Source organism: Pseudanabaena sp. Chao 1811, assembly GCF_027942295.1.
Classification (GTDB): Bacteria; Cyanobacteriota; Cyanobacteriia; order Pseudanabaenales; family Pseudanabaenaceae; genus Pseudanabaena.
In genome coordinates this window covers 1,499,278-1,511,384 of the sequence record NZ_CP101416.1, presented here as the reverse complement: position 1 = coordinate 1,511,384, position 12,107 = coordinate 1,499,278, and the positions used below count along the sequence as shown (strand labels likewise).

Annotated in this window: 11 protein-coding genes; all 11 read right to left on the bottom strand. The window is 42.2% G+C overall.

Features of this window, described 5'->3' with window-relative positions; translation table 11 throughout:
- Positions 1-34 precede the first annotated feature (34 nt).
- The 11 genes from NMG48_RS07145 to NMG48_RS07095 all read right to left on the bottom strand — a co-directional run bounded on the left by NMG48_RS07145 (position 35) and on the right by NMG48_RS07095 (position 12,038).
- Entirely contained in the window at positions 35-787 is a 753-nt protein-coding gene (locus NMG48_RS07145) for a DUF1350 family protein (protein WP_271254594.1), read from the bottom strand.
- A gap of 152 nt (positions 788-939) precedes the next feature.
- The gene (locus tag NMG48_RS07140; RefSeq protein WP_271254593.1) at positions 940-1,485 is read right to left on the bottom strand and encodes a hypothetical protein; all 546 of its coding nucleotides are present in this window, start codon (positions 1,483-1,485) and stop codon (positions 940-942) included.
- An 828-nt stretch (positions 1,486-2,313) separates the two neighbouring features.
- Positions 2,314-3,675: a bifunctional UDP-N-acetylglucosamine diphosphorylase/glucosamine-1-phosphate N-acetyltransferase GlmU gene (glmU, locus tag NMG48_RS07135; protein ID WP_271254592.1), complete on the bottom strand. Its 1,362-nt coding sequence runs from the start codon at positions 3,673-3,675 to the stop codon at positions 2,314-2,316.
- Between the two features lie 61 nt (positions 3,676-3,736).
- The gene (locus NMG48_RS07130; protein ID WP_271254591.1) at positions 3,737-4,117 is read right to left on the bottom strand and encodes an MAPEG family protein; all 381 of its coding nucleotides are present in this window, start codon (positions 4,115-4,117) and stop codon (positions 3,737-3,739) included.
- 81 nt (positions 4,118-4,198) lie between these two features.
- Complete coding sequence (locus tag NMG48_RS07125) at positions 4,199-5,587, bottom strand: aspartate ammonia-lyase (RefSeq protein WP_271254590.1); 1,389 nt, start codon at positions 5,585-5,587, stop codon at positions 4,199-4,201.
- 147 nt (positions 5,588-5,734) lie between these two features.
- A complete protein-coding gene (locus tag NMG48_RS07120; protein WP_271254589.1) occupies positions 5,735-6,526 on the bottom strand; it encodes a DUF4335 domain-containing protein in 792 nt (263 codons plus the stop codon).
- Positions 6,526-7,113 (bottom strand): DUF3038 domain-containing protein, encoded by a 588-nt coding sequence (locus NMG48_RS07115; RefSeq protein ID WP_126384517.1) that lies wholly within the window; start codon positions 7,111-7,113, stop codon positions 6,526-6,528. The genes NMG48_RS07120 and NMG48_RS07115 overlap by 1 nt, the downstream gene beginning before the upstream one ends.
- A gap of 106 nt (positions 7,114-7,219) precedes the next feature.
- Complete coding sequence (rpsD, locus tag NMG48_RS07110) at positions 7,220-7,828, bottom strand: 30S ribosomal protein S4 (protein WP_271254588.1); 609 nt, start codon at positions 7,826-7,828, stop codon at positions 7,220-7,222.
- Between the two features lie 262 nt (positions 7,829-8,090).
- The gene (locus NMG48_RS07105; protein WP_271254587.1) at positions 8,091-9,578 is read right to left on the bottom strand and encodes an adenylate/guanylate cyclase domain-containing protein; all 1,488 of its coding nucleotides are present in this window, start codon (positions 9,576-9,578) and stop codon (positions 8,091-8,093) included.
- A gap of 77 nt (positions 9,579-9,655) precedes the next feature.
- A complete protein-coding gene (locus tag NMG48_RS07100; protein WP_271254586.1) occupies positions 9,656-9,970 on the bottom strand; it encodes a hypothetical protein in 315 nt (104 codons plus the stop codon).
- Positions 9,957-12,038, bottom strand: a complete 2,082-nt coding sequence (locus tag NMG48_RS07095) for a ribonuclease catalytic domain-containing protein (protein WP_271254585.1) — start codon at positions 12,036-12,038, stop codon at positions 9,957-9,959. The genes NMG48_RS07100 and NMG48_RS07095 overlap by 14 nt, the downstream gene beginning before the upstream one ends.
- Positions 12,039-12,107: the final 69 nt, after the last annotated feature.

Genomic DNA, 12,107 nt, shown 5'->3' with positions numbered 1-12,107 from the left:
TTTAATTTACTACTACGCCCTTTTTTTCACATCTTTACTCTCTTTGCAACCCCTTTCCAGAATGGTGCAAGTTCTCAGTTAAGTTAAATAGTTCTTTACTATCTCGAATTAAGTTTTCAGTTTGCTGCTGATTCGGTCTAGTTCCAGAACTAGATATTCTCCAACCAGATCTTAAAAATCTCACGGTATTACTGACTTCAGGAGCAATTAAAACCGCAGGTTGATCGCGAATGAAAAACTGACTAATTGATAGAGCATCAGGCAGTAGTTGACGCAGAGATGCCTCTGACTCTCGCTTCTTTGCTTCAGCAACATTAATGCTTTGGACTAGACTATTGACTTCTTCCTGTCGTAAAGCATCTTGCAACACTTGGATGCGTCTTTCTGGCTTATGGCTTAAAATTTCCAGCAAGATCACATATTTACTACCAAGGCTATGTCCTAGCCATCGGTAATTAGCAGGATTGGCATAGACATTGAGAATTTCGCTAGGTTGCTTTTCTTGTTTGAGTAGTTTGACAATTTCTACTTTGAGAGCATATTGCTCCTTTAGTAGATCTAGAGCAACTTGCCAATGATTTAATTGAAACGGATTTAATGGGAAGCGATACAAAATCAGCGAATATCCTTGATTGAACAAAAATTGATGCAAATACCTATACGCTGGCACAGGAAAGGAACCAAAAACAAATCCACCAATAAATTGGATAATCCCCTTGGGATTGGGATGCAGAAGTACTTGACTATGCGACAAGCTTCTATAATTGAGCTGACTAGTTTCTGACATAAATGTTTTGCTGATTGGATAAGTGATGTTATAGCGGTTGTCATTGTGCTTACAGCACAATGACAACTTAAGAAGGGAATTAGGACGAGCGTTGTACACCACTCATCCTAATTATTTAGACATCCATTGCAAGGGCAAAGACAATCATGTTTCTATATCTCGAACAGAGAGTTTCCACCAGCAATTGGTAATGTATAGGCAACTTCTCCAAGCTGAGCCTGTTCTGTTCCAAAAAATGTGCCACGGTGTTCAGGAGTAATCAGTAACTTTGTCTTTTTGGCTGCTGACACAGAACTGACAAAGATCTCAGCATAACCTCTTAGTTCAAAGTTGGCGGATTTTCTAAGTTCCTCATCTAGAGCATTGGGTTGCAGAATGAACAATCCAGTATCATTTGCATTGATGGGAAAGGTAAAGCGTGATTTTTTGGTTTCGCCAATACCATCAAAGAAACTACTTACAGGTCCATTTACACCTGTAGTATCAAGAACCGTGAGGATTTTTTTGGGGTCTAGCCCAGGGGTTCTTGTAGTAACAACGACGGAAAGAAACACAAGCTCGTTGGTGATGTTAGCAATGGTGAGGAAGTAGCCTTGGAGGATGTTTCTGGCAATCGGTTGTAGCTCAGGTCTTGAATCTGTAATTGACTTAGGAAGTTGAGGCTTGAGAAGTAGTTCAAATGTTGATATAAAAGCCATTTGTGTTTTCCTTAGTAAGGTTTACGTTGACAAAGAAATTCAAGCAAAGTAGAACCCATCACATCCATTAGCATAAACTTTGAATTTATCCTAGTACATGTAATTGATTGAGATAGTGATAGGGAACTACAATTCAAAGTTCCATCTAATTGCTTGAAAGTATTGACTGGAAGCAGTTTTTAAAGTTCCATCTCTACATGAGCGTATTGACTAACGAACTAAAAATAAAGTTCTATCTACATTTAAAAGTAGTAATTTAGAAGCTAACAACTAAAGTTCTAACTAACTACTTGGCGAAAGTGACTGCAATCTAGAATCTAAAGTTCCATCCGTATAGCAGCACTTGATCAGGATAATTAGCGGGAATCCTTGCTCATTCTAATCAATCACTAGCTCAAGCTATGGAATAACTAGTTTTAGATTAGGAGAGTATAGGTTAATGTTTGGGGTCGTGCCAAGATAAGCGTTATACAAATAAAGGAATATAAACGAAAAATCAATGACAAATATTTATGCAGCCAGGCTTTATATATTTATATTTCTTATATGTTTATATAAACATTGTTGCAGCCGATTTGTGGATTTCAGATAAATAGAAAAAAGCTCGCTTCTCAAACTTTTTTAATATTTAACCCAAGTTGCTATCTAATAGCTATAAGAAAAAATGCTGCTACTTGGCTTTTGTCCTTTGTAGCAGCATTTTTTCCTTCTTACTATAGGTATTGGGCTAAATAGGTAAGGATGGGCGGCGCAAATCTCCGCCCATCCTTACCTCAATAAATCCTCTCCTTTTTAGGAATACCGTTAATTTTTACTAACTCTTTAGCATCACTTCTTACGACCTTCTTGATCGTAATAATCGGGTTTCACAACCTGTTTAGCCCTTGCGATCACCAAAGCATTAGATTCCACATTCTCTACAACCGTAGAACCTGCGGCAATATTCACATTTTCACCAATTTGAATCGGTGCAACCAGTACAGAATTAGAACCAGTCTTGGTGCGATCGCCAATCACGGTTGGGTACTTTTTAAAGCCATCATAATTAGCGGTAATTGTGCCTGCACCAATGTTGACTTTATTACCAATGGTCGCATTACCCAAATAACTGAGGTGAGCGGCATTAGTGCGATCGCCAATTTGAGTATTTTTAAGTTCCACAAAATTACCAATGCGACATTTTTCGCCGATCACTGATTCCCCACGAATTCTGGTAAAGGGCCCAATTTGACAGTTATCAGCAATTTGACTATCTTCAATCACTGAAAATTGCACAGTACAATGCTCTCCAACAATACTATTAGAGAGCATACTCGAAGGTCCAATAGTCGTACCTGAACCAACTTTAGTATTGCCGCGTAAATAGGAGTTTGGCTCAATAATTACATTAGGCGCAAGTTCCACTTCATCATCAATAGTAATCGTTTCAGGTAGTAACATCGTCACACCCGCACGCATCCATTTTTCTCGCGCTCTCTTTTGTAAAACATCGTAGGCATGGGCTAACTGAAGGCGATCGTTAATACCAAGGCTTTCATCAATATCTTCTAAATCACTGGCATAAACTTCAGTGAGATAGTCAAAAACTTCGGTGAGATAGTATTCATTCTGAGAATTCTCATTGGTTAGTTTTGGTAAAGCCTGAGCTAGCTGTTGCCAGTCAAAACAATACATACCTGTACTTACTCGTTGATTTAGCAGTTGTTCAGGATCGCAGTCACGATGCTCGACGATGCGTTCGAGCTTCATGTCGCGATCGCAAAATACACGACCATAGCCCGTAGGATTTGGCAAGAGTGCGGTGAGTACGGTTGCCGAAGCTTTATGTTGACGATGGCTATCGATTAAAGATTGAATTGTTTCCGTTCGCATTAAAGGCGAGTCTCCAGTGAGAACAACCAGCTCACCTTCAAATCCTGCTAAGGGTTCCAATAATTGTTGAATTGCATGACCCGTTCCCAATTGTTCGGATTGTTCGGCAAATTCTAAATGGGGATAGTCGGCGAGGGCAGCGCGAACTTGATCACTGCAATATCCGACAATCGCAATGCGGCGATCGGCTTGAAGGGCATCAGTGGTATTGAGAACTCGCTCCACTAAGGATTTACCACCAAGAGGTTGTAATACTTTCGGTAAAGCCGATTTCATCCGCGTCCCTTTACCTGCCGCTAAAACTGCTACTGCTAACATTTTTTCTCCTTTCTGATTTATAAGTTAGACATAGAATGAGCGGTACTTTGCGCCGCCTATTCTATGTCCTCAAGTAGAAGTACACAAGATTGACGATCGCCAAATAGATGATGTTGCCAAATGTGAAAACCATTCCTGATACTCGTAACTTTAAATTGCTTGTCGTTAGTCCATAGGCATGGAGCGATCTCCCGATCAGCAAAGCGACTCCACCAATATGTAACATCAATGCATTCGCTTTACTCAGTTCTAATAACAAGAGTAAAATCAACGAAATGGGAATATATTCTGTGGCATTACCTTGAGCGCGGATCGCTACCTGTAACTTAGAATTACCACCATCTCCCAGTATGACTCGCCCAGATTGACGCAATTTAACGACATTGAATGACAGCCATACAATCAAGAGCGATGACAGTGCTGCATAAATGGAAGTAATCATTGATTTATAGTCATAATTTCAGTTTGAGATTCGACAATTAATTCCAAATTACAAAAAGGCATAGCTTTTTGTAATTTGGAATTAACCATTGGGACGACTCATCTGCTCGAGGTTGAGAACTTCGGCTAACTTCTCTTCGGTCATTAAACCTTTATCGAGAACTACCTGACGCAAAGATTTACCTGTTGCTAAGGATTCCTTCGCCACATCCGCCGCATTGAGATAACCGATATGAGTATTCAAGGCTGTTACTAAGGAAAGACTACCTTCAGCATAGGCAAGACAACGATCTTCCACTGCGGTAATCCCTCTGATGCACTTAGTCGCCAAAGTGTCGATCGCCTGTCCTAAAATCTCAATACTATGAATCAAATCGTAGGCAATCAAAGGCATCATCACGTTCAATTCCAATTGACCAGCCTGTGCAGCAAAGGCGATCGCTGTGTCATAGCCGATCACCTGATAACAAACCATATTCGTCATCTCGGCAATTACAGGATTATATTTTCCGGGCATAATCGATGAACCGGGTTGGACGGGGGGTAACATGATTTCCCGCAAACCTGTTTTGGGTCCCGAATCCATCAAGCGCAAATCGTTAGCAATTTTGCAGGTATCTTGAGCGAGGTTACGAATTGCCCCTGATACATTTACAAAGGGAGCCATGCTTTGCATTGCTGCCATTAAGTTACTAGCAGAGGTTAGCTCAAAGCCTGTAATTTCACTCAGCTTTTCAGCAACGCGATCGCAATATTGAGGATGGGTATTTAACCCTGTACCTGAAGCACTACCGCCTAGGCCGAGGGTTTTGAGATCACTAGCCGCTTGGTGAATCCGTCTCACATGATCGCTGATAATTTGGGCGTAGGCTTGAAATTCATCACCCAGTCTCACGGGGACGGCATCCTGTAAATGGGTGCGTCCTGATTTAACAATGCCTGAAAAGGCGATCGCTTTAATGCGTAACTGCTCGTTGAGATTAGCGAGAGCGGGAAAGAGTACGTGATGCAACGCTAATAATGCCCCAATCCGAATCGCAGTGGGAATCACATCATTGGTGGACTGACCATAATTTACATGATCATTGGGGTTCACATTTTGGTAATTGCCTTTGACATCGCCCAAAATTTCAAGGGCACGATTGGCTAAGACCTCATTAATATTCATATGATGGGATGTCCCAGCCCCCGCTTGGTACACATCCACCACAAATTGATCGCGCAAAGCTCCATCTAAAATTTCATCCGCCGCCGCCGCGATCGCCATACCCATCCCGACAGGAATACAACCCAGTTCGGCGTTAACTAATGCAGTTGCTTTTTTGATTAACAGGCAAGCATCCACAAAGGTGGAGAGGGGCTTTAGTCCACTAATCTTAAAGTTATTGATCGCCCTAACGGTTTGGATACCATAGTAAACATCATCGGGCAGGGACATTTCCCCCATGGAGTCGCGTTCGGTTCTGGTCATAGTTTTATGAGGCTTTTAGCTCTTAGCTTTTAGCTTTTAGCTTATGGTAGTTTGGGTGATTTGGATTAAATCGATTAAGAACATTGTCATTTTTTTGCGCTCGTCCCGTCAAGATAAAAAAGAGATGCGCTAAGCACATCTCTTTTTTTAATTGTTTCTAAAGCTAGGACTTGATGAACTAGTAGGACTTGCCGAACTAGTAGGCGTTGGGGAGCTTTCAGGACTCGCTGAGCTGCTAGGAGTTGGAGAACTCTCAGGGCTTGCTGAGCTTGTGGGAGTTGGAGAACTCTCAGGACTTGTCGAACTGCTAGGAGTTGATGTACTTTCAGGACTGGCGGAAGGTTTTGGTGGTGTTGACACCTTCGGCAAGGGGTTAGTTTGGGTGGGTACAGGTTGCGCGGGCTTGGTTTCTGGCTTTGGTGTGGGGACAAAGTACAGAACCGTTGCCGCGATCGCTAAACTGATCACCCCAGCGATCGCGGGTACGGCTTGACTATTTAACTGAGCCTGCCCTCGATAGTCGGAGATCTGAGTCACTAAGCGCAAATCTGGCAAAGTTGTCGGATCGCAACACAGACGATCCAAACTCTCCATCAAGTCAAAAAGCTGAATCGTATTTAGTTTAATTTCAATTTTCTGGGTGGTATTAGCATTAGCTTCATTGGCAGTAATCGATAGCAAATGCAGATGCTTTCCTTCTGGTTCCAGACGTACCTGCCCTTCAGGAATTGTCAAGGGAGTATTGCTTTTTAAAGCTTGGGCATAGGCTCCCACAACTTTAACTAAGGCTTTGAGAAGATCGAGACCACCTTCGATGGCTTCAGACTGATGACTAAAGCGACAACTAAACCCGCTCAGGATGGATAGAGTATCCCCAGAGGTGCTAATGCCATCAATCAGTAAAGTACAACTTGGCAAACTATAGCTGCGTTGAATCATTAGGCGATCGCTCCATCAAACAGACTATGCCATAGGCGATATTCACCCGCGACACCACTACATAGCAACAGTCGCGTTAGTAGTTGTAGGGCTAATTCGCGGATTTCTTCATTATTTAGGGGCGAAGGCGATCGCATCCGACCGATATATAACGACTTGAAGCGATCGATATAGGTCTCTAAATAAGCTTGGTTTTGCTGCAACCCTAATGCCTCAATTTTGCCTTCACTAATTTGTTGCTGCGTACTAATCAAAAAGCGCAAACCTGTATCTAGCTGCTTAGTCAAAGTACAGACAATCTTTACTAGAGCCTTTAGCTCATCCCAGCTAAGACTTGCACGCTGATAGTTGCGTCGCAATGGATTGGTATTACGCAGCCGCCAAAAAGCAACACGACTAGGAATCGTCTTTTGTAAACCTAACTGCTCAATTAAGACGAGCATGACTTCTACTGCTTCTAAATCCAGCGCCTCGATCGCTAGAAGCAGATGATCAATATCCATACGGACACTGCGGGGACAACCCCTAACAAAGTCTTTAGGAACGTGTAAATCGAGGTTTGCAGGAGCAGAAATATTTAACTGCATAATTCGCAGTGAAGTTGAACCTAATAGAGTTTACCCAATGGCAAGGCTTTCAGCTACAAGCAATTTATCTAAGATACAACAAAGCCCGTAGCTGATTGCTTTAACCTTAAGCTTGGCGTGAGTAGTACTCAATAACCAGCAGTTCGTTCACTTGCAATGCCACCCATTCACGTTCAACAACGCCATTGACCTTACCAGTCATTTTTGTTTTGTCAAATTCTAAATGGCTAGGAATGTTAGATAGACCGGGGAATTCGAGGTTACGCTCGACGATCTTTTTCGATTTTTCGTTGTCTTTGACGCTAATTACTTCACCAGGGCGAACACCATAGCTAGGAATGGTGACACTCTTGCCATTGATGGTGATATGTCCATGATTTACTAGCTGACGTGCCGCAGGAATCGTTGGTGCTAAACCCAAACGAAAAACGGTATTGTCTAAACGCATTTCTAGCAATTGCAACAATACAAGTCCTGTAGAACCCTTAACTCTTCTAGCACGACGCACATAGCGGAGTAGTTGAGTTTCGGTTAGACCGTAGTTAAAACGTAATTTTTGTTTTTCTTCGAGACGCACTGCATACTCAGAACGCTTTTTGCGATCTTGACCATGTTGTCCAGGTGGATATGCGTGCTTAGGTTGTTTGCGACTTAGACCGGGAAGCTCTCCGAGTCTTCTGACGATTCTGAGGCGCGGACCTCTATAACGGGACATAGCTCCTTCCTTGTTACTGTTGAAAACTTGACAGCCTATCTAGTATATTGCAATTTTGCGAAAAAGCTTTACAAAAAAATGAGTTTTGGATCAATGCTGTTGTACAGCCATTTCTAAGGCTTCTTAGAGCAGCTAGCCTTGAAATTTAAAAAGTGGCATACTCAGATTTACAGTTTTAAAACGTGCAATTTAAAATTTGCAATATGTTGGGCTACCTTGCTATTGCAGTAATACAATTCACATTATTCATATACAATTCTCCTCATTCATAAACTACTTCAAAAGCTGATAGTCTCTCAGATTTTCCCTTTAATACTAGATCACCAACGGAGTGACAAGGTATTTTGTCTTGAATAGCCATGAAAGTCTCAGCACTGATTAAAATCTGTCTAGCACTAGCTCTACTCTCAAGACGTGCAGCAACATTTACTACATCACCAAGAACTGTATAATCCATACGGCGTTCGCTGCCTAAACAGCCAGCTATCACTTCTCCTGTATTAATACCAATTCCAAGATTAATAACATCTTTATTAGTTCTTTTTTTGTTGATTTCCGCTACCTTGTGTTGGATGGCGATCGCACAGCGCACTGCTCTTATTTCCTGATCAAGTTGCTCAGTGGGGGCACCGAACACCAACATAATTGAGTCACCGATAAACTTATCAATTGTGCCTTCATAGTGGAAGACAATCTCAATAATGTCTTGAAAATAACTGTTAAGGAGAGCAAAAATATCATCTGGAGAGGCAGTTTCGGCATAGGATGTAAAGTTACGAACGTCACAGAACACACAAGTTACTTTACGTCTTTCACCTGCAACGATCTCGGCAAAATCTGAGCTGTGTAAAATCCGATCCACCACCTGTCGAGTAACAAAGCGACTGAACATATCTTGCATCTGGGCTGAGCGATACTTTTCATGTTCGAGTAGATGTTGAACACGCAACATAGGATTTTGGGTGATAAATTTCTTATATGTCTCAATCCCAACCTTTCCAGATCTCAAAAGGCTACGAGCAAAGTCTTGAATTGTCTGATGTTTAGTACTTGGTAACGGCGTAATAATGTTGTTTTCTAAATAATCCTGCAAAATCGGTCTTGTCTCATCATCGATTTGCAAGATTTCGTAAACAGCACCACGTTTTTTGGTGCCACGCTGTTCACAAATTTCACAACCAACTTCTTTCCATAGTTCTTCTGCTTGATGGGTATTAGGATCTAACAACTTCATTGCTTCAACCCCAACTTGAACTGGTTGAGCGCAATTTATACATAAGAGAGGCAAGAGTGTCTGCGACCAAACGCAAGAAAATTGCTGAAGAATTTCCGAATAATTAATTCCTATCCAATCTCGAAAATTGTAGACAACATCAATCCCTATATAAGGCGTATCAATACAAGTAAAAATCCATCGTTTTTGTTGAGCGGCAAGAAAGACTGATTTGTAATTGTTCAAGTTCAATATATCAATCACAAAAGGTATAGACGAATCTAGAATTGAATTTTCTATTGCCTCAGTCCAAGCAGTTTCTTTTGGTATAACAACCTGAATCGACCAGTTCTCTGGAAGTACAAAAGGGAAATTTAGATCTTCTGTAAAAAGTTTGACTGGTGATCCTGACCTAGTAAACTCATTTACAATTGCCAATAAAGTTGTTAGTTTACCTGTGCCAGATTGACCTGTAGTTGCAAAAATGCCAGGTGAGGATTGAAGAATTCTTTGGACAAACTCTAAGGTAGTCTCCAAGTCTAACTGCTGGAGATTCAATATTGGTAGTGGGTTAGGAGGGTGCATGTTACTAAGCCCTAAAATTTTAACTGCAATTATTCTACCCAAATGAAAAGAGCGTTCATTTTTATGTCAGCAGTATAAATTAAGAAAGAGTTTATCTGTAATTCTGGACTTGCTTCAATTAACCTTGATTTGGGCAACACAGCTTTTACATTAGTAATAGCACTGTAAATTGCCTCATAAGCTGATGATGCCTCACGGATAAAATCAAGAGCAATATATCCCTTAGTTCCAATACCAATTAAGGCATCGTCACAGCCATTTTCATATAGTTTCTCAATATAGGCATTAGGATCAATTTGAAAATTTGGGAGACTAAACTTTAAGGTAAATTCAAAGAGTGGCATACTCTGATTCGATCCGATCGCTATTTCTTTCCATCTCCATTTCTAGGGGAGAGGTAGACTGCTGCACTTCTTGGAAATAAATAATGTCCTTACGGGGATCAACCTCACCTGTTTTAATTCGCAAATTATCGCCCACTTGGATCTGGCGATTAATTCGCATTGGTAACTTCAAGCCCAAATCTTCGATCAAGACTAGAGCCAGCTTTTCATTTTCGCGCAACCAATCCAGCATCAACGCTTCCCACACCACATCCTTATTGCGACGCAGATATTCTAAGCTCCAATATTTAACCGATTGCCGCTCAACCTGATTGGCATCCCAAATCGCAGGATCGATCGCCTGTAAAATTGCCGTCAGCATTTCCGCAGTAAAGGGCAGAGGCTCACCACGCAAGAAAGCCTTGATTTGCCAATGGGCTAATAAATCGCTATAGCGACGAATTGGGGATGTCACCTGTGCATAGGCATCAAGTCCCAAACCTGCATGGCGCGAAGCATATAGCCCTAATGAGCCTTTAGTCATACAGCGACAGATCGCAAATTCGCGCACGGGGCCTGATGGCAACTGCATCAAGGTATCGAGGGGTGGTAATTCTGGTTGTTCTTGATAGCGATAGGGAATAGGAATGTTATTTGTTTGTGCAAACTTAGCAGCGACTTCACCAGCAAGGATCATCATTTCGGCGACCAGTTGCCGAGAGAAGGTGTCCTCCATCAGTTCTAAGGTCAGGCGATCGCCATTTTTCGAGTCAACCTTGACGCTGGTATCAGGTAAATGAATTTCGATCGCACCCTGATCAACGCGCCATTTTTTGCGAAGGCGGGCAAAGTCGGCAAGGCGATCGAGATCATCCTCTACGCCGAGTTGTAGCATTTCTTCGACATCTTCATAGGTGAGGCGATAGTTCGGCTTCACCAAACTTGTCACAATTTCGTAATGAGCAACTGCACCCACCTCATCCAGATCGACCGCAAAAGAAACCGCATGACAGACCTTATTCTCGATCAAACTCATGGGACCTGCCGCTAGTTCAATGGGGAACATCGGGATCACACCTGTGGGCAAGTAGACACTTGTGCCACGCTTACGCGCATCCCGATCTAAGGGACTGTCAGGATCAAGCCAGCGTGTGGGATCAGCAATGTGAATCCAAATCCGCTTGCGACCATCTGCTAGGGTCTCGATACTCAAACCATCATCGATTTCGGTGGTGCTAATATCATCAATCGTATAGACATGCAGATGGGTGAGATCGCGGCGCAGGTCTCCCATATGGTCAGGAATGGGCGCAGTAAAACATTCCTGTGCGGCGACAATCAATTCATTAGCAAAGCGAATTGGAATCTGGCTACGCAGCAAATTCAGATTTTCATGTTCGCTCCAAATGCCAAGGTCAACCAACATTTGAAATGCGGCCTGTTCATTTTTAGGACGTTTAGCAAAGCTCAGTAACTCTTGGGCGGCGGCTTTATCTGAGGCTTCATCACCATTAAGGGCGTAACGTTCTAAACAATCTAACCGACTGCGATCGCTCGTAGTCCATTCGACTTCACCACCCGATAGCTTCGTCGTTAGCTTATTCTGAAATTCCTCAATTAATTTAGCGCGTTGGGCAGCGGCTTCCGCTTGATGTTTTAGTTCTGAGACTTGAGAAGTTGAGCGGGGTTCGTAGAGATCGCCCTTTTGTTTGAAATAAATTTTGTCACTACTTAATAGGCAATAGGAAGCGTAGGACGTAACCGCAGAAACTTCTGAAAATAGGAGATTGGCAAGATCGCTAGGGTTAGTGGGTTGATTGTCTTCGATCAAAATTTCCCAAGCAACTTCGAGGCTAGAGGGATCGAGAAAATTTTCGACTTTTTTTAAAAACGAGGGGATTTGTGTATAAGTAAAGCTAGAGCTTTCACCACTAGCCTTAATAATGTAATTAATCTCGCGGGGGTGGATCGTGTGGGTATTGCCATTTTCATCGATCGCTTGAAAGTGCTTTTTGCCTTCAGGACGATCAATCACGACAAGGCGGCGATCGCCATGCAATTTCACTTCGACTAGCGTACCTTTTTCCAAAATAGCCCCTTGTCCACCAAAGCCAAAAATTTTCTTTAGTATTCTACCTTTTTAAACTTAGTTTTCAAA